The organism is Variovorax sp. RA8, from assembly GCF_901827175.1.
Classification (GTDB): Bacteria; Pseudomonadota; Gammaproteobacteria; order Burkholderiales; family Burkholderiaceae_C; genus Variovorax.
Map to the genome: position 1 here is coordinate 319,941 of NZ_LR594662.1, position 21,544 is coordinate 341,484.

17 protein-coding genes are annotated in these 21,544 nt (G+C 66.5%); 11 read left to right on the forward strand and 6 right to left on the reverse strand.

The window, feature by feature from the left end:
• Nucleotides 1-7 precede the first annotated feature (7 nt).
• Together E5P3_RS01495 and E5P3_RS01500 are read right to left on the reverse strand one after the other, a co-directional pair.
• Complete coding sequence (locus tag E5P3_RS01495; RefSeq protein ID WP_162584376.1) at nt 8-838, reverse strand: metallophosphoesterase; 831 nt, start codon at nt 836-838, stop codon at nt 8-10.
• A gap of 290 nt (nt 839-1,128) precedes the next feature.
• On the reverse strand, nt 1,129-2,103 hold the full coding sequence (locus E5P3_RS01500; RefSeq protein ID WP_162584377.1) for a LysR family transcriptional regulator: 975 nt from the start codon (nt 2,101-2,103) through the stop codon (nt 1,129-1,131).
• Nucleotides 2,104-2,209: 106 nt separating this feature from the next.
• On the opposite strand from E5P3_RS01500, the gene E5P3_RS01505 reads away from it, so the two are divergent.
• Nucleotides 2,210-2,692 (forward strand): hypothetical protein, encoded by a 483-nt coding sequence (locus E5P3_RS01505; RefSeq protein ID WP_162584378.1) that lies wholly within the window; start codon nt 2,210-2,212, stop codon nt 2,690-2,692.
• 59 nt (nt 2,693-2,751) lie between these two features.
• On the opposite strand, the gene E5P3_RS01510 is transcribed toward E5P3_RS01505, so the two are convergent.
• The 3 genes from E5P3_RS01510 to E5P3_RS01520 form a co-directional block, all read right to left on the reverse strand.
• Nucleotides 2,752-4,599, reverse strand: a complete 1,848-nt coding sequence (locus E5P3_RS01510) for a phosphoenolpyruvate carboxykinase (GTP) (RefSeq protein ID WP_162584379.1) — start codon at nt 4,597-4,599, stop codon at nt 2,752-2,754.
• Between the two features lie 173 nt (nt 4,600-4,772).
• Nucleotides 4,773-4,925 carry a hypothetical protein gene (locus E5P3_RS01515; RefSeq protein ID WP_174262778.1) on the reverse strand — a complete coding sequence of 51 codons (153 nt, stop codon included), beginning with the start codon at nt 4,923-4,925 and terminating at the stop codon, nt 4,773-4,775.
• 78 nt (nt 4,926-5,003) lie between these two features.
• Nucleotides 5,004-6,203 carry a threonine ammonia-lyase gene (locus E5P3_RS01520; protein WP_174263021.1) on the reverse strand — a complete coding sequence of 400 codons (1,200 nt, stop codon included), beginning with the start codon at nt 6,201-6,203 and terminating at the stop codon, nt 5,004-5,006.
• 126 nt (nt 6,204-6,329) lie between these two features.
• Between E5P3_RS01520 and E5P3_RS01525 the strand changes: the two genes are divergently transcribed.
• The 3 genes from E5P3_RS01525 (at nt 6,330) to E5P3_RS01535 (ending at nt 12,233) form a co-directional block, all read left to right on the forward strand.
• Nucleotides 6,330-8,651 carry an ATP-binding protein gene (locus E5P3_RS01525; RefSeq protein ID WP_162584381.1) on the forward strand — a complete coding sequence of 774 codons (2,322 nt, stop codon included), beginning with the start codon at nt 6,330-6,332 and terminating at the stop codon, nt 8,649-8,651.
• Between the two features lie 44 nt (nt 8,652-8,695).
• On the forward strand, nt 8,696-10,267 hold the full coding sequence (locus tag E5P3_RS01530) for a S41 family peptidase (protein WP_197893928.1): 1,572 nt from the start codon (nt 8,696-8,698) through the stop codon (nt 10,265-10,267).
• Nucleotides 10,268-10,484: 217 nt separating this feature from the next.
• Nucleotides 10,485-12,233, forward strand: coding sequence for a S41 family peptidase (locus E5P3_RS01535; protein WP_232072946.1), 1,749 nt, complete (start codon nt 10,485-10,487; stop codon nt 12,231-12,233).
• An 87-nt stretch (nt 12,234-12,320) separates the two neighbouring features.
• Here E5P3_RS01535 and recQ read toward each other — a convergent pair whose 3' ends face one another.
• On the reverse strand, nt 12,321-14,168 hold the full coding sequence (recQ, locus tag E5P3_RS01540; RefSeq protein ID WP_162584382.1) for a DNA helicase RecQ: 1,848 nt from the start codon (nt 14,166-14,168) through the stop codon (nt 12,321-12,323).
• 223 nt (nt 14,169-14,391) lie between these two features.
• Between recQ and E5P3_RS01545 the strand changes: the two genes are divergently transcribed.
• The 7 genes from E5P3_RS01545 to hutC all read left to right on the forward strand — a co-directional run bounded on the left by E5P3_RS01545 (nt 14,392) and on the right by hutC (nt 21,511).
• Nucleotides 14,392-14,853, forward strand: a complete 462-nt coding sequence (locus tag E5P3_RS01545) for a hypothetical protein (RefSeq protein ID WP_162584383.1) — start codon at nt 14,392-14,394, stop codon at nt 14,851-14,853.
• 17 nt (nt 14,854-14,870) lie between these two features.
• Complete coding sequence (locus tag E5P3_RS01550) at nt 14,871-15,335, forward strand: CesT family type III secretion system chaperone (RefSeq protein ID WP_162584384.1); 465 nt, start codon at nt 14,871-14,873, stop codon at nt 15,333-15,335.
• A 13-nt stretch (nt 15,336-15,348) separates the two neighbouring features.
• Complete coding sequence (locus tag E5P3_RS01555) at nt 15,349-17,790, forward strand: hypothetical protein (RefSeq protein WP_162584385.1); 2,442 nt, start codon at nt 15,349-15,351, stop codon at nt 17,788-17,790.
• 284 nt (nt 17,791-18,074) lie between these two features.
• Nucleotides 18,075-19,037 carry an ABC transporter substrate-binding protein gene (locus E5P3_RS01560; RefSeq protein WP_162584386.1) on the forward strand — a complete coding sequence of 321 codons (963 nt, stop codon included), beginning with the start codon at nt 18,075-18,077 and terminating at the stop codon, nt 19,035-19,037.
• Nucleotides 19,038-19,071: 34 nt separating this feature from the next.
• The gene (locus E5P3_RS01565) at nt 19,072-19,932 is read left to right on the forward strand and encodes an ABC transporter permease (protein WP_162584387.1); all 861 of its coding nucleotides are present in this window, start codon (nt 19,072-19,074) and stop codon (nt 19,930-19,932) included.
• Nucleotides 19,932-20,714, forward strand: a complete 783-nt coding sequence (locus E5P3_RS01570) for an ABC transporter ATP-binding protein (RefSeq protein WP_162584388.1) — start codon at nt 19,932-19,934, stop codon at nt 20,712-20,714. Before E5P3_RS01565 ends, E5P3_RS01570 begins: the two co-directional genes overlap by 1 nt.
• An 11-nt stretch (nt 20,715-20,725) precedes the next feature.
• Nucleotides 20,726-21,511, forward strand: coding sequence for a histidine utilization repressor (gene hutC / locus E5P3_RS01575; protein WP_162584389.1), 786 nt, complete (start codon nt 20,726-20,728; stop codon nt 21,509-21,511).
• Nucleotides 21,512-21,544: the final 33 nt, after the last annotated feature.

A 21,544-nucleotide genomic window follows, 5' to 3' on the forward strand; every position in this document is an offset into this window, starting at 1 on the left:
TCCTGCTTTAGGCGATGCGATCCGGCCGCTTCGGCGGGACCTCGATGAGCAGGTCGGGCCTGAAACCCTCCTGCTCGCCCTTGGTCATGTACCCCAGCGGGTTCGCCACCACCCGGCAACCGTCCTTCACATAGTCGAAGGCGCAATGCAGGTGCCCGTGCAGCCACAGGTCGGCGCGGGGCAGCAACTCGTCGAGCGAGTTGCAGAAACCCGCGGTGCCCGGGCTCAGTCCGTAGCGCGGATCGGCACTGGCCAGCGTCGGCGCGAAGTGCGTGACGGCCACGGTCGGACCTTCGAAGTCCTGGGCCAGCGCCTGACGCAGCCACGCCTGGCACGTCAGTGAGTGCTCTCTCAACGCCTCGGCGAGAAAGATTTCGCCGGCGCGCATCGTCCCTGCTTTCTCCAAGTAGAAGTTGGCGGCGCGCATGGCTTTGCCGCGCTTCTTCAGGGCTTCGCTCATGCTGTCGCCGTGCTCGACCAGCGCATCGAAATCGGCCCACAGGGTGGTGCCGATGAAGCGGATGCCGTCGATCACGCGGGTTTCGCGCTCCAGCCACTGGATCTCCAGGGCTTCGCACAACGCGCGCAGGCGCTCGTGGGTCAGGTCGAAATCGGCGACGTCGTATTCGTGGTTGCCGGGCACATAGAGCACCGGCGTCGGCCAGCCGTGACGCGGTGAAAAGCGGGTGAGACCGAAGTCGGGTTCGAGCAAGCGCGAGCCCGATTGGTAGGAGCCGATATCGCCGGCCAGGACCAGCAGATCGGCGCCGGGTGCCGGCGCAATCCGGAGCTGGGGATGCACTTCCAGATGCAGATCCGAGAGCAGCTGAAGCTTCATCCCGAAAGTCTAGGCGAATCGCCCCATGCATAAAGCGCATGAGAGCCCTCTGGAAATATTGGGGAAAACCCTTAATCTTGTTTCATCACCACTTCAGCGGCGGCCTTGCGCCCCGCACACACCATGTTCAGCCTTGTTGCCCAAGTGGCACGCCTGTTTCGCTCCAATCCACTCGAGGCTTCGAGCCCGGCCGCTGCCCTGATGGAAAGCGCCGACTCCCGCGCCGGCCTGGACGCCCATGACGCCCGGGAATTGCGCGCTGCCGCAAGCGCCTGGCTCAGCGTCGTTCGCTAGGCCGGTCCACCCGGCGCGCCGGCAAAGGCAGCCTTCGCCGAGCGCAGCAGCGCCTGCCGCAACCAGCCATGAGCGTGCCCGTGCTGCGCCCGGCGATGCCAGATGGCGTCGACATGCACCAGCGGCTGCTGAAAAGGCAGTTCCTGCAGCACCAACTGCTCGTCGATCCCGGTCACCTTGACGAAATGGCGGGGCAGCACGGTCAGCAGGTCCGAATTGGCGACCACCCGCCCGGCCGTGAAGAACTGGTTCACGGTGACCACGATGCGTCGCTCCCGCCCCAGCGCACCGAGCGTCTGGTCGATGAAGCCGTAGGGCCGGCCCGAGAAGCTCACCAGCAGGTGCCGCGCGGCGCAGAACGCGTCGAGCGTCAGCGGCTGCTTCGCCAGCGGATGGCCGCGCCGCATCACGCAGACGTATTCGCCCACATAGAGCCGCTGGGTGTCGAAAGGCAGCAGGGCGGCGTCGGACTGGCCGCGCGCCGCCAGGTTGGCGATCACGGCCGGGAAGTAGCCGATGGCCATGTCCACCTCCTCGCTCTCGAGCAGGCGCCGGGGATCGCGGGTGGTCAGGGGCAGGACCCGCAGCGAGATGGCGGGCGCCTCTTCCTCGACGATCTTGACCAGTCCGGGAATCAGCTCCGCCGCAGTGGCATCGGCCATGGCGAGCACGAAGGTGTCGTCGGCGATGGCGGCGTCGAATTCACCCGGCGCGAGCGTGTGCTGCAGTTGCCGCAACGCACCGCGCACGGTCGGCCACAACGCCAGCGCGCGCGGGGTGGGTTCGACCCCCGGCCCTGAACGGCGCACCAGTTCGTCGCCCAGCGTTTCGCGCAGGCGGCGCAGCGCATTGCTCACGGCCGGCTGCGTGATCGAGAGATTGCGCGCGGCGCGTGTGAGATTGCGCTCCGCCATCACCTCGTCGAAGACGCGCAGGAGGTTCAGGTCCAGTGTGCGAAAGTTGACATCCATCATCATCGTGAATGATAGACATCATGAAGCTAAAGTGGAAAAGCATTAGGGAAACCACTAATATCACTGCATCGACTTCAGTACCGTTCCTAGGAGGGACCTCACCATGACCAGCTTTGTACACGTTGAACAACCGGCCACTCACCCGGGCGTTGCCCGCGCGGAAGCCGTCATTGACCACATTCGCGCTGCCCGCCGCCGCTTCGACGGCGCCCGCGGCTTGGCGGCTCTGCTGCTGGCGGCCATCGTCGCCTCGCTGCTTGTCGTCGCCGATTCGCTCATCTCGACCTGGAACGACGGCGGCTTGCTGGTCGCCTGGCTTGTCCTGTGGGGCGTGGCCTTCGCCGCGATCGGACTTTTCGCAGGCACCGCGCGCGGTCTGGCCGTTCGCGCTGTAACCGCGGTTCGCGCGGCGGCCCGCCGCCGCGCCGCGGCCCGCGCCGACGAGCAGTTCCTGGCCTATGCCAAGCAGGACCCGCGCATTCTTCGCGACCTGCAGGCAATCAGCACGCGCCAGGAGGCAGACTCGGCCGACGTGCCGACCCTGTACTCCGCGCTGCGCCGCGTGAACCTGGGCCAGCACTACTGATTCCGCCGCACCGATAAAAAAAGCCGCCCGAGGGCGGCTTTTTTCTTTTGGGGGCCTCGTCAGGCAGCAAGCCGCTGCTCGATCGCGGCCTTGGTGGCCGGCAGTTCCTTCGGCAAATGATGCGCCAGCTGCTGGAACAGCTCCGCATGCAGCTTCAGCTCGGCCTGCCAGGCGGCCTTGTCGATGTGGGTGACCGTGTCGAACTGCTCGGCGCTGAAGTCCAGGCCGGACCAGTTGAGGTCTTCGTAACGCGGGCTGACGCCGAACACGTGCTCGGTGCCTTCGCCCTTGCCCTCGATGCGATCGATCATCCACTTCAGCACGCGCATGTTCTCGCCATACCCCGGCCAGACGAACTTGCCGTCGGCGCCCTTGCGGAACCAGTTGGTGGTGTAGATCCGGGGCAGACGCGCGCCCGCGGCGTCGAGTTTCTCGCCCAGGTCCAGCCAGTGCTGGAAATAGTCGCTCATGTTGTAGCCGGCGAAGGGCAGCATCGCGAACGGATCGCGCCGCACCACGCCCTGCTGGCCGCCGGCGGCCGCAGTGGTCTCGGAACCCATGGTCGCGGCCATGTAGACGCCCTCGACCCAGTTGCGCGCCTCGGTCACCAGCGGCACCGTGGTCGAGCGGCGGCCACCGAAGATGAAGGCGTCGATGGCCACGCCCTTGGGATCGTCCCAGGCCTCGTCGAGCGCCGGATTGTTGGACGCGGCGACCGTGAAGCGCGCGTTCGGATGGGAGGCCTTGGCGCCGGTCTCCTTCGCGATGGCGGGCGTCCAGTCCTTGCCCTGCCAGTCGATCGCGTGGGCCGGAGGCTCGCCCATGCCTTCCCACCAGACGTCGCCGTCGTCGGTCAGCGCCACGTTGGTGAAGATCACGTCGCGGTCCAGGCTGGCCATGCAGTTCGGATTGGTCTGGATGTTGGTCCCGGGCGCAACGCCGAAGTAGCCGGCTTCCGGGTTGATGGCGCGCAGCTTGCCGTCGGCGCCGGGCTTGATCCAGGCGATGTCGTCGCCGATCGTCGTGACCTTCCATCCCTCGAAGCCGGCCGGCGGGATCAGCATCGCGAAGTTGGTCTTGCCGCAGGCACTGGGGAAGGCCGCAGCCACGTGGTATTTCTTGCCCTCGGGGTTGGTGACGCCGAGGATCAGCATGTGCTCTGCCAGCCAGCCTTCGTCGCGGCCCATGTTCGAGGCGATGCGCAGGGCGAAGCACTTCTTGCCCAGCAGCGCATTGCCGCCGTAGCCCGAGCCGTAGCTCCAGATCTCGCGCGTCTCAGGGTAGTGGACGATGTACTTGGTCTTGTTGCAAGGCCAGGCCACGTCCTTCTCGCCAGGCTGCAGCGGCGCGCCCACGGTGTGAACGCAAGGCACAAACTCGCCCTCGGCGCCCAGCACGTCGTACACGGCCTTGCCCATGCGGGTCATGATCTTCATGTTGACCGCCACGTACGGGCTGTCGGACAGCTCGATGCCGATGTGCGCGATCGGCGAGCCCAGCGGGCCCATGCTGAAGGGCACGACGTACATCGTGCGGCCCTTCATGCAGCCGTCGAAAAGGGGCTGCAGCGTGGTGCGCATCTCGGCCGGCGCCATCCAGTTGTTGGTGGGGCCGGCGTCTTCCTTTTTCTCGGAGCAGATGAAAGTGCGGTCCTCGACACGGGCCACGTCGCTCGGGTCGGAGCTCGCGAGGAAGGAGTTGGGCCGCTTCGCGGGGTTCAGCTTCTTGAAGGTGCCGGCGTCCACCAGCAACTGGCACAGGCGTTCGTATTCCTCCTGGCTGCCATCGCACCAGTGGATGGCTTCGGGCTTGCACAGCGCGGCCATGTCCGCGACCCAGGCGACCAGCTTCGCGTTCTTGACGTATGAGGGTGCCTGTACGGCAAGGCCCTTCAATGGTGCGTTCATAGAGGCTCCTAAGTTGAAAAATCGTCTTTTCGAACGGGGCTCGGGCGCCGGGCCGTCGAGGTCCGTTGGAAAAAACGTTTCAGCCTCGGGAGGGGGATCGCACCCCGAGACGGGGCTCGCAATCCTCGAACGGCGGCAGCCGGCGGGGTGTCCGCCCCTGCCGCAGCCGGATGTCAGGCCAAGTAGACGGCTATGGAGGCCAGCAGGAGCATCAGCACCCCGCCCGCCACGGGCAGCACCAGGGGCATGAGATGGACGATCGACTCGACCGCGTCGGCCTCGACAGCGGCGGCCTTGGCCGGATCGACAGGAGTGGGATTGGACATGGTTATTCCTCAGGTACGCAAACTGAGGCCATTTTACCGACGGACCCGCGCGCCGCAGTCTAGGGGCTTGCCAGCCCCTCAGCGCTGCTCGTCCGCTTCGAAGCCGGCCTTGCGCAGGGCCTCGAGCACCGCCGTCAGATGCGCGCGCCCGCGGGTCTGCAGCACCAGTTCGATGTCCACGTTCTGCGCCGCCAGCATGGTGAAGGCACGCTGGTGATGCACCTCGTCGACGTTAGCGCCCGCTTCCGCCACAGTGGCCGTGATCTGGGCCAACGAGCCCGGTACGTCGCGTGCGCTGACGCGCACGCGCGCCAGCCGGCCGGCGCGCACCATTCCGCGCTCGATGATCGCCGCCAGCAACAGCGGGTCGATGTTCCCGCCCGAGAGCACCAGCCCGACCCGCTTGCCCTTGAAGCGCTCGGGATGCCGGATCAGCGCCGCCAGCCCGGCCGCGCCCGCGCCCTCGACCAGCGTCTTCTCGATCTCGAGCAGCATCAGCACCGCCTGCTCGATGTCGCCCTCGTCGACCAGGAGCAGGTCGTTGACTTGCGCGCCGATGATGGCCTGCGTCAGCACGCCCGGCGTGCCGACGGCGATGCCCTCGGCGATGGTGCTCTGCCCTGAAGGATGATGCGTGCCCTGAACGGCATTGACCATGGCCGGGAAGCGCCGGGTCTGTACGCCCACGATGTCGATCCCGGGCTTGCGCGCCCGGGCAGCGAGCGCCATGCCGGCGATCAGGCCGCCGCCGCCCACCGAAACCACCAGCGCATCGAGCTGCGGCACCGCGGCCAGCATCTCGAGTGCCACCGTGCCCTGGCCGGCGATGATCGCCTCGTCGTCATAGGGATGCACGAAGGCCAGCCCTTTCTGCTGCGCGAGCGCCAGCGCATGGGCGCTGGCCGCTTCCAGCGTGTCGCCATGCAGCACCACCTCGGCGCCGAAGCCGCGGGTGCGCTCGATCTTCACGCCTGGCGTGAAGCGCGGCATCACGATCAGGGCCCGCATGCCCAGACGCTGGGCATGGTAGGCCACCCCCTGGGCATGATTGCCGGCCGACATCGCGATCACGCCCCGAACGCCGTTCTCCGAGAGGTCGACCAGCTTGTTGCAGGCACCGCGCTCCTTGAAGGAGGAAGTGAACTGCAGGTTCTCGAACTTGAGGAAGACCTGCGCCCCGACGATCTCGGAAAGCGTCCGTGATTCCACGCACGGCGTATCGAGCACCTGCCCCCGCAGGCGCTCGGCGGCGCATTCGATGTCGTCGATCCCAAGCATGGGCGGCATTGTGGACGGAATCGCAACATCCGGGTTTTTACGGTGCCCGAGTCTTCCCGAAGCCAAAACTCTGCGCTATGGTCGCGATCAGTTTCCGATTCTGGTTTCCTAGCTGGAGGTTGCTCGATGGTCAAGCGTTCCGGTGCCGATGTCGTGGCTGCGGCTTCCCGCGGTCATGCATTGCCGTCGCCCGGACTCAAGGAGGCGCCGGTGCTCGAGCTCATGTGCTCGCACTTCGTCCTCACCCTCGCGGCCAAGCAGGGCCCGCGCTTCAACGTGCGGCGCGACCTCAATGGCCTGCTCTCGCTGACCGGGCGCCACCTGGTCTGGCCGCTGGCCGTGCTGCAGCGCCTGCGCGAATTCCTGGGCCGGCGCTGCGCCGGCAACGAAGTCTGGAAAGGCGTCGAGCACTTCGATGGCCGCACGCTGCTGGAGCGTCATGGCGTGTGGCGCGGCCCCTACGAGGAAGGCACGCTCTTCTTCTATCTCGACGAGTACGCCAAGGACCAGCCGAAGGATTTGCTCTCGGTGCTCTCGGCCACGCGCGACTGGCTCACCCATGCGCTGCGCAAGCAGTCGACCCTGGTCGAGAAGAACATCGACGCGCTCGCAGGCCTGCTGCAGCTCAACAAGGCCGAGCGCGCACTCCTGCTCTACGGCACGCTCGCGCGCTACCAGCGTGACCTGCGCTCCCTGCTCGTCGAATTCAAGGTCAACAATGCGCCGGAGGCCTATGCCGCCATCGCCGAGGTGGCCGGCGTCGATGCCAGCGACGTGGGCGAGGCGCTGCGCGCCGGCTCGCGGCTGGAGCGAATCGGTTTGGTCGAGAACCTGATCTCCGAGCACAACATCACCGACCTGGCCGACCTCATGAAGGTCAGCGAGAAGCTGCCACCGGTGCTGATGCGCGAATATCGCGACCACAACGAGCTGATGGCCGTGTTCACGCGGCCCTCTGCCAAGAGTGCGCTCGTCGTGCAGGACTTCAGCTTCGTGCAGGAGGACGCGCAGATGCTCATCACCCTGCTCTGCGCCGCGGTGGCACGCAAGGAGCCGGGCGTGAACGTGCTGCTCTACGGCCCGCCCGGCACCGGCAAGACCGAGCTCGCGAAGGTCGTGGCGCAGGCCGCGGGCCTGGAGCTGTTCGAGGTCGAGTACGCCGACCGCGACGGCAACTCGCTTTCGGGCCGCGACCGCTACCGCTCGCTGCAGATCGCGCAGGTCTTCCTCAAGGGGAGCGCGCAGGCGGCGCTGCTCTTCGACGAGGTCGAGGACGTGTTCCCGCCGATCAGCACCGAGGCGGCCCAGCTCATGGCGCGCGCCGAGCAGATTCCCGCATCCGCCAGCGGCAGCGTGAGCGGCAAGGCCTGGGTCAACCAGATCCTCGAATCGAACGCCGTGCCCACGATCTGGGTGACCAACCGCATCGAGCAGATCGACCCCGCCTTCCGGCGCCGCTTCGCCTACCACCTCGAGCTCAAGTCGCCGCCGCCTGGCGCGCGCGAGCAACTGGTACGCAAGACGCTCGAGGGCGTGGCCGTGTCCGATGCCTTTGCCGCGAAACTGGCCGCCCGCAAGGGCCTCACGCCGGCCCAGATCCGCACGGCGGTGCGCTTCGCGGGGCTGGCCGCGTCGGAGGGGACTTCCATCGAGAGCCTGATCGAACGCCAGCTGCGCAATGCCGACCTGGCACTCGGCACGCAGGGCGGCCTGGGCGCGCGCCGCAGCGTGACCACCTACGACCTCGACATGCTCAACGTCGAGAGCCGCTTCGAGATCCCGCGCATCGTCGAGGCACTCAAGGTGCGCGGCCACGGCACCCTTTGCTTCTACGGCGCGCCCGGCACCGGCAAAACGGCGCTGGCCGAGCACATGGCACGTGCCATCGGGCGGCCGCTGATCATCAAGCAGGCGAGCGACCTGATGAGCAAGTACGTCGGCGAGACCGAGCAGAACATGGCCGCGATGTTCAAGGAGGCCGAGGCCGAAGAGGCGATCCTCCTGCTCGACGAGGCCGACAGCTTCCTGCAGGACCGCCGCGGCGCACAGCGCACCTACGAGGTCACCGAGGTCAACGAGATGCTGCAAGGCATGGAGCGCTTCGACGGCATCTTCGTCTGCACCACCAACCTGCTCGACCGCCTCGACCAGGCGGCGCTGCGGCGCTTCACCTTCAAGATCAAGTTCATGCCGCTGACGCCGGTGCAGCGCGAGCGCATGTTCCTGACCGAGGCGCTGGGCGGCGATGCTGACGGCCTGACGAGCGAGCGACAACAGCGCTTGGCCAGGCTGCAGCAGCTGTGTCCCGGCGATTTCGCGGCCGTCAAGCGGCAGACCGATATCCTCGGGGTCGCGTTCTCGGCCGACGAGTTCCTGGACCAGCTCGAGGCCGAACACCGCATCAAGCCGGAGGTGCGCGAATCGCGCGGCATGGGCTTCGTTCACTAGACTGCGACGGTCGCGCCGTGCCGGCGCGCGAGGGAGGTTTCTTCATGGAGCTTCGAATGCAGCGGCGGGCTGCACTGATCGTCGTGTGCGCGGCCGCCGTGGCGTTGACGGCCTGCGGGGGCGGTGGCGGAGGCGGCGGCGCCTTCCTGCCTCTGGCCACGGCACCACAGCGCCCGGCCGAGCCGGCGGCCGAGGACGACGCCATCCTTGCTTCCGCCAGCGTCGCGGGCCTGTGCGCCGCGCCGCGCACCGGCATCGACCCGGACACCGGTGCCGCCTTCCCCGACCGCAGCGGCACCACCGTCGACGAGAAGCGCTGGGTGCGCGGCTGGATCGACGAAACCTACCTCTGGTTCGACGAAGTGCCGACCACGCTGGCGCAAAAGGACTACGCCACGCCGATCGCCTGGTTCAACGTGCTCAAGACCCCTCGGCTCACCCCTTCCGGCCGAGCCAAGGACCGCTTCCACTTCACGCAGGGCACGGCCGCCTATCGAGCGCTGTCGCAGGGCGGCGTGGATGTGAGCTACGGTCTGGAGTTGGCCTTCCTGAGCGCATCGCCGCCGCGTGATGTGCGCGTGGCCTACACCGAGCCCGGCTCGCCTGCTGCGCAGGCGGGCATCGTGCGAGGGACGCGCGTCGTGGAAATCGATGGCGTCGATGTCGCCAACGGCAGCGACACGGCCACGCTCAACGCAGGCCTTGTACCCGCCCGCGAAGGGGAGACCCACAGCTTCAGGCTGCGCGCCCCCGACGGCACCGAGCGTTCGCTCGCGCTGGCCGCGGCGCGCGTCACCCGTCTTCCGGTGCAGAACGTGAAGACCATCGCCACCGCGAGCGGGCCGGTAGGCTATGTGCAATTCAACGACCATCTGGCAACGGCGGAGGCCGCCTTGATCGCGGCCGTGAACCAACTGCAGGCTGCAGGCATCGTCGACCTGGTGATCGACATGCGCTACAACGGCGGCGGCCTGCTCGATGTCGCGAGCGAGCTGGCCTCCATGGTCAGCTCGGCGGGCGCGACCACCGGCGCCGTGTTCGAGCGCCTGGTCTTCAACAGCAAGAACCCGTTTCGCCTGGCGCCCGCGCAGGCTACCGTGCCCTTCCACGCAACTTCGCGCGGCTTCTCCACGCCGGCCGGGCAGGCGCTGCCGCGCCTGGGCCTGTCGCGCGTCACCGTGCTCGCGGGCCCCGACACCTGCTCCGCCAGCGAATCGGTGATCAACAGCCTGCGCGGCGTCGGCGTCGCGGTCCACCTGATCGGCGGCGGCACCTGCGGCAAGCCCTATGGCTTCCTGCCGCAGGACAACTGCGGCACCACCTATTTCGCGATCCAGTTCCAGGGCGTCAACAACCAGGGCTTCGGCGACTACGGCGACGGCTTTGCGCCCACCTGCGCCGTGGCCGACGACTTCGATCACGCGTTGGGCGATCCCGCCGAGGCGCGGCTCGCAGCGGCGTTGACTTTGCGCAGCAGCGGGGCGTGCCCGGCGCCGGGTTCGAGCAAGGCGGAGGTGGCGCTGCGCAAGGCGGAGGCGCAGGGCACGCCTTACCTGATGCGATCGCCGGTCCGTGAAAACCGGCTGGTCGCCACGCCGCGCGCGACGCAGCCCTGAAGCGGCGCTCACGGCTGTGCAGTGTCGCGGCCCGTCAATGGCGGCGATGCCCCTGCCTTCTCCTTGTTGAAGACCTGCCCAACTGATCGCAGGTGCTCCGATGGATCGTGGACCCCCCTCCGCATTCTGAAGAAATGTCGTTGCGAGAACTTCTTGGACCGGAGTGTTCCTAGCATCCCCCACTGCAAAGCGACAGCAATGTCTCATCGGAGGAAGCATGGGGAGAGTTCACGAAAAGAAGTTCGCGCGATGCGCGCTCGGCCTTGCATGGATCGTCGCGCTGGCGGCATGCGGCGGTGGTGGTGGCGGTGGTGGTGGCGGCGGTGGTGGGCCTGTCTTGCTGCCTGTCGCCACGGCACCCTCCGCACAGGGCACTTCCGATCCAGCGCCAGTGCCGCCGCCACCCGAGGACTCGGCGGTGCCCCCGCCGCATGCGACGCCGCTGGATCCCGCAGCACCGCTGTCGCCCGCCAACCCTCCTTCGCCCGCCAACCCTCCTTCGCCCACGCCGGAGACGCCGAGCGTCCCTCCAGTGCCCTTCGCGCCGGACATTCGGGAAGAGATCGTCAAGTCCTCCGACGTAGCCGCTCAGTGCGCCGCGCCGCGCACCGGCATCGATCCTTCAACCGGTGCTGCGTTTGCCGATTTGCCAGGCACCCTGACCCTCGAAAAGAACTGGGTGCGCGCATGGATCGACGAGACCTATCTGTGGTACGACGAAGTGCCCACCAACCTGCTGGCGAAGGACTACGCCACGCCCGTCACCTACTTCGATGTCTTGCGGACGCCGAAGCTCACGGCGTCCGGCCGCGCCAAGGATCGATTCCACTTCACGGCCGACACGGCCCAGGCCCAGGCCCTTTCACAGAACGGCGTCGAGGCGGGCTACGGCATGAACCTGGCGTTTCTCAGCGCCGCCCCGCCGCGCGATGTGCGTGTCGCGTTCATCGAGCCGGGCTCGCCTGCCGAAACGGCCGAGGTGCATCGCGGCGACCGGTTGATCGAGATCGACGGCGTCGACGTCGAGAACGGGGCCGATGTGGCAGCGCTCAATGCCGGGCTCGCGCCGCAGCTGGAAGGCGAGACGCACAGTTTCAAGCTGCGCGCCATCAATGGCACCGAGCGCACCGTCAGCTTGACATCCGCTTCGATCACGAGCGATCCGGTGCCGCTGCGAGATGCGTACTACTACGACAGGGGGCAGCGGCGCATCGGCTACATGGTCTTCAACAGCCACATCGCAACGGCCGAGTATGGCCTTGCCTATGCGATCGGCCTGTTTCGCAGTATCGGAACGACCGACATGGTGATCGACATGCGCTACAACGGTGGCGGCTATCTCGACATCGCGAGCCAATTGGCATTCATGCTCAGCCCACCTGGGGCAACCACGAGCAAGACCTTCGAGCAGCTTCAGTACAACAACAAGAACCCGTTCCAGTTGACGCCTGACCAGCTGAAGATGCCATTCCACGACCAGACGCTCGGGTTCTCCGCGATGCCGGGGGCGACCCTGCCGCAGCTGCAGCCCTCGAGCGTCACCGTGCTGACGGGGCCGGACACGTGTTCGGCCAGCGAATCGGTCATCAACGGGCTGCGCGGCATTGGCGTGGCGGTGAACGTGGTCGGCGGCGCCACCTGCGGCAAGCCCTATGGATTCACCCCGCAGGACAACTGCGGCACCACCTACTACGCCATCCAATTCCAGGGTGTCAACCATCAAGGCTTCGGCGACTACGGCGACGGCATCGCACCGACCTGCGTGGTGCCGGACGATTTCGGGCACTCGCTCGGCGACGAGAGCGAAGCGCGACTGGCGGCAGCATTCAGCCTGATCGAGAACGGCACGTGCCCTGCGCCTCCGCTCGGCAAGGCGAACACCGCTCTTCGCAAGGCCGAGGCAAGCCGCACGCCCTATCTTGCACGCTCGCCCGCATGGAGCAACAAATGGCTGAGGCGCCCTTGATTTGATATCTGGACGCCCGCCCCCCGGGAAGTGTGTGGATCCGTTCCTGTGGTGACGGCCGTACGCGATGAGCCCGACGCCGCCGGATCAGAACGCCGCGCAGACTCGCAGCACGTCGGTCCCGTACGCCTCCAGCTTCTTGCTCCCGATTCCGCTCAGCCCTTGCAGGTCCTCGAGCGTGGCCGGCGCGCGCTCGGCAATGGCTGCCAGCGTCGCGTCATGGAAGATCACGTAGGCCGGCAGGTTGTGCTCGCGCGCCACCTCGGCGCGCCAGGCCTTGAGCGCGGCGAAGCGTGCCTGGCCCGCCGTGTCCAGCGTGGCTGCGGCGGGCGAGGGTGCGCCGCGCGCCGGCTTGTTGCGCCGTGACTTCTTGCGCTCGGCGGGTGACGACACCGACTCGCGCAACAGCACCGGCAGCTCGCCCTTGAGCACCGCGCGCGAGCCTTCGGTGAGCTGCAGCGTGTTGTAGGCCTGCGCATCGACCGACAGCGCGCCGGTGGCGATCAGCTGCCGCATCACGCCGCGCAATTGCGCTTCGCTGAACTCGGCGCCCAGGCCGAAGGTGCTGAGCCGCGCATGGCCGAACTGCGTGACCTTCTCCGTCGTCTTGCCGCGCAGGATGTCCATGATGTGGCCTGCGCCGAAGCTGATGCCGCTCTGCTGCTGCACGCGATAGATGGTCGAGAGCAGCTTGCGCGCCGCGTCCGTGCCGTCCCACACCTGAGGCGGATTCAGGCAGTTGTCGCAGTTGCCGCAGGCCCTGCTGTGCTCGCCGAAGTAGTTCAAGAGGCGCACCCGCCGGCAATCGCTGGCCTCGGCCAGCGAAAGCAGGGCGTCGAGCTTGTCGCGCATCACCTGCTTGAACTCCTCGCCGGCAGGGCTCTCGTCGATCATGCGGCGCTGGTTCACCACATCCTGCAGACCGTAGGTCATCCAGGCGTCGGCCGGCGCGCCGTCGCGGCCCGCGCGGCCCGTCTCCTGGTAGTAGCCCTCGATGTTCTTCGGCATGTCCAGGTGGGCCACGAAGCGCACGTCCGGCTTGTCGATCCCCATGCCGAAGGCGATGGTCGCCACCATCACGATGCCCTCGTCGCGCAGGAAACGATCCTGATGCTTCTGGCGCACCGCGGCATCGAGGCCGGCGTGGTAGGGCAGGGCCTCGACCCCGGCGTCGCGCAGGGTCTGGGCCGTGTCCTCGACGCGTTTGCGCGATTGGCAGTACACCACGCCCGCGTCGCCCTCGTGCTCGCGTTCGATGAAGCGCAAGAGCTGCGTGGTGGGATCCTTCTTCTCGACGATCGTGTAGCGGATGTTCGGCCGGTCGAAGCTCGAGACGAACTGGCGTGCCTCCTCGAGCTGCAGCCGCTCCACGATGTCGGCGCGCGTCAGCGCGTCCGCGGTGGCGGTGAGCGCGATGCGCGGCACGCCGGCATAGCGCTCGTGCAGCACCGTCAGCGCGCGGTACTCGGGCCGGAAGTCGTGCCCCCACTGGCTCACGCAGTGCGCCTCGTCGATCGCGAACAGCGACAGCTTGCCGCGCTCGTGCAACCCGTCGAGCTGCGAAAGAAAGCGTGGCGTCGTCACGCGTTCGGGTGCCGCGTAGAGCAAGGTGATTTCGCCGCGCAGCATGCGGCGCTCCACGTCCTGCGTCTCTTCCCAGTCGAGTGTGGAATTGAGAAAGGCCGCATTGACGCCGGCCTCATGCAGGGCGCCCACCTGGTCATGCATCAGCGCGATCAACGGCGACACCACCACCGTCACGCCACGGCCCGCGCGCTGCCGCGCGATCGCGGGAATCTGATAGCACAGCGACTTGCCGCCGCCAGTAGGCATCAGCACCAGCGCGTCGCCTCCGGCGGTGACATTTTCGATGATGGCTTGTTGATGGCCGCGGAATTCGGTGTAGCCGAAGATGTCGCGAAGAATCTGCGACAACTCGCGATCGGATGATGGGGACGGCAAGACGGACACGGGCGTGGCACCGATGGCGTGAAGATTTTCGGGGGAGGACTGACCGGCACCGCATTGGGCGCCGAAAGCTGATTGTCGCTTCAGCTGCCGTCACAAAAAGTCAGGCTTCTGGCGGAGTACCAAGGACACCATTGTTACCAACTAGCCAAGTGGATTTCCTTTGTTCGATCTGATGAGGAGACGGCCCATGAGTCGGGAAGACTATGTCGAGCTGGTTCAGGATCTTTGCGAGGAGCAGGAGCTCGGCGACGCCGGCGAGTTCCTGGGTCGCGGCTTGCTTCAGGTGAACGACACCCTGATCGCCATCGAGTACCTCGAGGAGCGCGATGAGATCCGCCTGCTTGCAGACCTCGACGAGGTCGAGGAATGCGTCGACGGGAGCGCGATGCTCGAACTGCTGCTGAAGCTGAACCTGGGCAACACCAGCTTCTATTTGCCCACCTTCAGCATGCGCCCCGAGAGCCATCGCCCCGTGGTGGCCTACCACATCCCTTTGCCGGCATTGCTGGAGGAAGACGTCGATCTCGCATTCGTGCTCACTGAGCGGCTGCCCTCTTTGCTGGACGATTGGAAGCTCAGGTTGCGGGAGGCGCTCGATGGGGATTCTTCCGGTGCCGCCGCCCTGCCTCTTCCTGGCTCGTTGGTTTGAAAAGCAAGGGGACTCGTGTGAGCAGGGAAGACTACGTCGAGCTGATAGGGGATTTCTGCAAAGAGATCGGCTTCGAAGAAGCAGGCGAGTTGTTGGACCAAGGTGTTCTGCAACTGGACGACACGCTCATCGGCATCGAGTACCTGGATGAGAGAAAAGAGATTCGCCTGCTCATGGACCTCGGGGACCTGGAGGCGGAAGAAGACAGGACAGCGCTGTTCGCTCTGCTGCTGGAATTCAATTCGGCCAACAACGGCCTGTACTTGCCGATCTTCAGCATTCATCCCGAGAGCGGGCACGCGGTCGTGGCGTACCACCTGCCCCTGAAGATCCTGCGCGAAGAAAACATCGGGCTCGCCTTGGTGCTCGACGAGCAGTTGATACCGCTGCTCGACAAATGGAAGTCTGTCATTCGGCAAGTGCTCAGTCATGTGCGCTCCGACGGCGGAGCTTTGCCCTCAAGCGGAACATTTGCTGAATGAAAGGACCTTTCCTATGAAACCCGGCGGCCTCCAAACCAGTCTCCAGCTTCACATCGACAGCCCTCGCGCCAACTCGAAGAGCCTGGCCGGAGAAGTGACGCCCCGACGCGTCAAGCTTGTCAAACAGTCGGCTGCCTTTTTCGACAGGCCGGCCGCGCGCCTCCCGGCCCGCAGGAACGCCGATGAAGCCGGCTTTCTCGATCACGTTGACGAACTCAAGGCGTCCGACCTGTTCCAGCCGGTGCCCGAGGACGACGCCGCGCAGCCGCGGGAGGCCAGGCAGGCTGTTTCCTTCGGAATCGACCCGGAGACGTTGAAGGAGCAAAGAGCAAACGGCGAGGCAACGTTTTCTCGGCACTACGACTTGGCAAAGCAGCGCGCGGAGAAAAAAGCCAGCAGCAAGCGCTACGAGAAAAGAGAGAAGATCTTCGTCGGTCCTGGCGGCAAGTCTGGAGTGGAGCTCGAACTGGTCAGAACCAAGAAGACCAGAGTTCAGCGCTTCGCGGACTGGCAGACTGAAACAGGAGCATTGGTACAGACGACGCTCAATCGCACAGGCGAGCGTGTGCGCCAATTGGCCGACGCACCTCGCACCACCGGTAGCAACTACTTGAGCGCCAAGGGCACGGAAGGACTGCTGACCGGCAACAAGACGCTGCTGCTAGATAACGCCGGGGCCGCGTATACCGGATTCGCGTACGCCAACCGCATTGTTGGCGTCACTAGCGGGGGGCTGGACCAGCCAGCCGTTGCGGCCGGTGCGGGCGTGGTAGGCAACACGCTGGGCCTCGTCGCGCCGGTGGTGGCGGCGGCAGGTGCAGTCGCCGCAACGGCCGTTGTCTCGTCGCTCATGAGCGAGCGGGACAAGGCAAAGGCGAGCCTGCTGCACTGTGTTCATGATGCCGCCCGCTACTACCAACACCTCGAAAGAGCCACCCCCGAGGAGGCGGACCTCTTCCTGGACTTCGACGAAGCCGGCCAAAAGCTGTTCGCTCCGACCCGGCGGGAACGCGCAGACATGGCTGCGGCCCAGGTGGGCGCCGCCAATCAGGCGGGTGTTCAACCCGTGGCTGCCTCCGCATTGGCAGCCACGGCGGTCACCGGCCTGGCCGCGCCCACGGTTGCGATGGCGGGCCCTGGCGCCGTCGTCTTGGCGCCGATGGCCGCTGCTGGTGCAGCCGTCGAAGTTCACAAAGGGCGGCTGGAACGCAGGAGCCTGGCGGACCGGAGGCAGCAGGCCGAGCAGCGCAAGGTGGCCATGGGGAACGTCCTGGAGACCCATGCGGGGCATCCCGACTACGCACTCCTGTCCGGCATCGTGCAGGGCCTGGGCGGATGGCAGGGCCAGTTGATTCAGCAGGCGGAACGGGGGGACGTCTTCGCCGGAACTCACATCAGCACTGCGGGTGGGACCTTTGGCGGGATGACGGCACTGGGAGCAGCTGGAGCTCTGGTCCTGGGCGGTGTTCTCGCCGCACCGTTGCTCGGTCCGGTGGCGGGAGTGGCTACCCTGCCTGGGCTCATATGGGCAGGCGCATCAGCCCAGCGCAGCTATGAGCAACACCGGATCGAGCACAAGTCCAAATGGCGGCAGCGGGCCGCGCGTGCCCTGGCATTCGAAATGCCCCGCGAGGAACTGGAGCAGAAGCTGGCGGGGACGCACCCGAAGGGTTCTGGTCTGCACGTGAAGTTCCAGGAAGGCGAGTACCTGCCTGGAGAGGAGCACTTCGCCGGCCGCCGTGAGATGGAGTTCCACGCCCCCAACAACGAGTACCTCGCACTTCACGCGCTGGCGCTTCGGGTGCAGGACTTGATCCTGAAGGAGGGCAGCTACGACTCCAAGTCCCCCTTCATTCAGCTCCTGCACGCCGTGGGCATCGACGCGGTCAGGCTGCTTGCCATCTGCAAGGCGGCCTCGGCCAAGCCGGCGAATGTGCAACTGGACTACATCAAGTCGAGAATCGCACCCCGGCTGGACATGAAGCTGCGAATGGAAGGCGAGCTTCAGCAGGAGGCCCTGCCCCATGTGTCCCACTTTCTCGGACATTTTGATACGGCGTGGGAGACGGCGGCGCCGCCCATCTACATGGGGGATGACTCGACGCCCCTGCGCTCGTACTCGGCCGACCTGTATCCCGCAATTCACGAGGAACTGGCCAGGATCTATCCCGACCCTCAGGCAGGCTTGCAGGCTTTCGACACTGCCGTCGGGGCTTTCTTGGCAAAGGCGCAGGCGCGGAACCTTCCCGAGACCCCGTACTTGAAAATGCTGCAAGGCTTCGCGGACTATTCAAAACAGCGCCATGCGGCTCGTGAAAAGTTCGACGGCCTCGTCAAGCGGGAGACCGAGCAAAAGAAGCGCGCCATGGAGAGAGAGATGGACGTTCTTGTCAAAGAGTTGGAAGGCTTCGCTCATAGGGACCAGGGCGCCGTGATCCCGTTGATACGGGGATGAGAGCCCAGCGCCTCGGGGGCGCATAGCCGCCGAGCGGCAGGGCCGATGGCAAAGCGCTGTTGCATGTGCGGCACGCGCCTTGCTTTGCATGTCCCTGCCGGCGCCTGCGCAGGGTGCCCGACGAGCCCTAATGCACCTGAACTGAGCGCGCGACGTCATGAAGATGTGCCTGTTTGGGGTTTGCCTGTATATACAGGTGCATCGCGGGCCGGCAACATCCCTGCTTGCCGCGTATGTCACGCCGGGCGAGCCAGGCTTTTACGAACGCAACAGGAGTACCTCAGATGACCAACCCCCTCGCCAAAACCGCCTCGCTGCTCGCAGCCGCCCTCTGCGCCGCAGGCATGGCAGGCGCCCACGCCCAGGAAAGCAAGATCGCCCTCGGAATGTCCGGCTGGACCGGCTTCGCGCCGCTCTCGCTGGCCGACAAGGCCGGCATTTTCAAGAAGAACGGCCTCGACGTGGAGATCAAGATGATCCCGCAGAAGGACCGCCACCTGGCCCTGGCCTCCGGCGCCATCCAGTGCGCGGCCACCACCGTCGAGACGCACGTGGCCTGGAACGCCAACGGCGTGCCCATCGTGCAGATCTTCCAGATGGACAAGTCCTACGGTGCAGACGGCATCGTGGTGCGCAACGACGTCAAGTCCTTCGCCGACCTCAAGGGCAAGACCATCGGCGTGAGCGCGCCCGGCACCGCCCCCTTCTTCGGCCTGGCCTGGATGCTGAGCAAGAACGGCATGACGCTCAAGGACGTGAAGACCGTCTCGCTCGAGCCGCAGCCTGCCGCCCAGGCCTTCGTCGCCGGCCAGAACGACGCCGCCATGACCTACGAGCCCTACCTCTCCACCGTGCGTGCCAACCCGCAGGCCGGCAAGATCCTCGCCACCACGCTGGACTACCCGATGGTGATGGACACCGTGGGCTGCGCGCCCACCTGGCTGAAGGCCAACGCCAAGGCCGCGCAGGCCCTGACCAATTCCTACTTCGAGGCGCTCGAGATGATCAAGAGCGATCCGGCCAAGGCCAACGAGCTGATGGGCTCGGCGGTCAAGCAGAGCGGCGAGCAGTTCGCCAAATCTTCGGCCTACCTGCGCTGGCAGGACAGGGCGGCCAACCAGAAGTTCTTCGCGGGCGAGCTCACCCAGTTCATGAAGGACTCGGTCCCGATCCTGCTGGAGGCCGGCGTGATCCGCAAGGCGCCCGAGGACCTCTCGGCGACCTTCGACGCGAGCTTCATCAAGTAAGAGCGCCGCGCACGAACCTGCCCGGGCCACTGCCATGCAAGCGACCACCGCCGTCTCCGCCGCTGCGCCTGCAGCACCCGCCGCCATCCCGGCCACGGCAGCGCCCCGACAGCGCCGCGGCATGGCGCCGCTCGAGCCTGTCAGCCCCCGTGCGCGTTGGATGCTGGGCCTGGGCTTCTTCGTCCTGTTCTTCGCGGTCTGGGCCGCCTTCACGCTCGGCGGCTTCGTGCCGCCGACCTTCCTCGCGAGCCCGGTGACGATGGTGAAGGAGGGCTACGGCCTCTTTACCGAATTCAACTTCATCCACGACATCGGCATGACGGTGTGGCGCGTGGTCGGCGGCTTCGTGCTCGCGGCGATCGTCGCGGTGCCGCTGGGCATCGCGATGGGCGCCTACAAGCCCATCGAGGCCTTCTTCGAACCCTTCGTCTCCTTCTGCCGCTACCTGCCGGCCTCGGCCTTCATCCCGCTGCTCATCCTGTGGGCCGGCATCGGCGAGGCGCAGAAGCTGCTGGTGATCTTCATCGGCTCGGTGTTCCAGATCACGCTGATGGTGGCCGTCACCGTGGGCAGCGCGCGGCGTGACCTGGTGGAGGCGGCCTACACGCTGGGCGCCAACAGCCGCGGCATCGTGGCGCGCGTGCTGATCCCGGGCGCCGCGCCGGGCATCGCCGAGACCCTGCGGCTGGTGCTGGGCTGGGCCTGGACCTACGTGATCGTGGCCGAGCTGATCGGCTCCTCATCGGGCATCGGCCACATGATCACCGACAGCCAGGCGCTGCTCAACACCGGCCAGATCATCTTCGGGATCATCGTCATCGGCGTGATCGGATTGGTCTCGGACTTCGTCTTCAAGTTCATCAACCGCCGTCTGTTCGCCTGGAGCACCCTGTGATGCAAAGCCAGCTTTCGATCCGCGGCGTGTCCCGCACCTTCACCGGCAACCGCGGCCAGCGTACGCAGGCCCTGCTGCCCATCGACTTCGAGGTGCGCGAGAACGACTTCGTCACCGTCCTCGGCCCGTCCGGCTGCGGCAAGTCCACGCTGCTGCGCATCGTGGCCGGGCTGGACCACCCGAGCGAGGGCCGCGTGCTCCTGGACGGCCAGCCCATCGAAGGGCCGGGCGCCGACCGCGGCATGGTGTTCCAGAGCTACACGCTCTTCCCTTGGCTCACCATCGCGCAGAACATCCGCTTCGGCCTGCGCGAGCGTGGCATGGGCGAGGCCGAGCAGAAGGAGCGCAGCGACTACTTCATTGCGAAGGTCGGCCTGCGCGGCTTCGAGAGCCACTACCCCAAGCAGCTCTCGGGCGGCATGCAGCAGCGCACCGCGATCGCGCGCGCGCTCGCCAACGACCCCAAGATCCTGCTGCTGGACGAGCCCTTCGGCGCCCTCGACAACCAGACCCGCGTGCTGATGCAGGAGCTGCTTCTGGGCATCTGGGAGTCGGCGCAGAAGACCGTGCTCTTCGTCACCCACGACATCGACGAAGCCATCTTCATGGCCAACCGCGTCGCGGTGTTCAGCGCGAGGCCGGGCCGCATCAAGAGCGAGATCGCGGTCGACTTCCCGCATCCGCGCCACTACACCATCAAGACCTCGCCCGAGTTCATGGAGATCAAGGCGCGCCTGACCGAGGAGATCCGCGCCGAGTCCATGGCCGCGGCCGAACACTGAAGAACGAAGACATGACCACCAGTGCCAAGCAACGCAGCAGCACGACCGCGCAAAGATCGGCGGCGCCGGCGCAGCCTGCGCTGGCGCTCTATGAGCAGGTCAAGTCCTTCATCACCCACAAGATCCAGGACGGCTCCTGGCCCGCCGGCCATCGCCTGCCTTCGGAAAGCGAACTGGTGGCGAAGTTCGGCGTGGCGCGCATGACGGTCAACCGCGCGCTGCGCGAGCTGATGGAGCAGGGCCGCATCGTGCGCGTGGCGGGCGTGGGCAGCTTCGTGGCCGAGGACAAGCCGCAGTCCACGCTGCTGCAGATCGCCAACATCGCGAGCGAGATCCGCGCGCGCGGCCACGACTACCGCTGCAAGTTCCTCGTGGCCGAGCGCATCGCGGCCTCGCCCGACGTGGCCGTGTGGCTGGACCTGCGGCCCGGCGAGTCGGTGTTCCACACCGTGTGCCTGCACCTGGAGAACAACCTCCCCGTGCAGTTGGAAGACCGCCACGTCAACCCGCGCATGGTGCCCGCCTTCCTCGAGCAGGACTTCTCTGCCACCTCGCCCAGCGAGTACCTGGTGCGCAACGTGCCCTTCGACCAGATCGAGCACGTGGTCGACGCCGTGCTGCCCACGCCCGAGCAGGCCGAGCGGCTCGACATGCCGTCCAGCGACCCCTGCCTGCTGCTGACGCGGCGCACCTGGTCGCGCAGCACCCCCGTAACCATGGTGCGCTGCCTGCATCCAGCCTCGCGCTACCGGCTGGGCAGCCGCTTCCGCGCGGACGGCAACCCGAGCTTCGGCTGAACGAAGGCCGCCGAACCCGGATTTCGCTTCGCA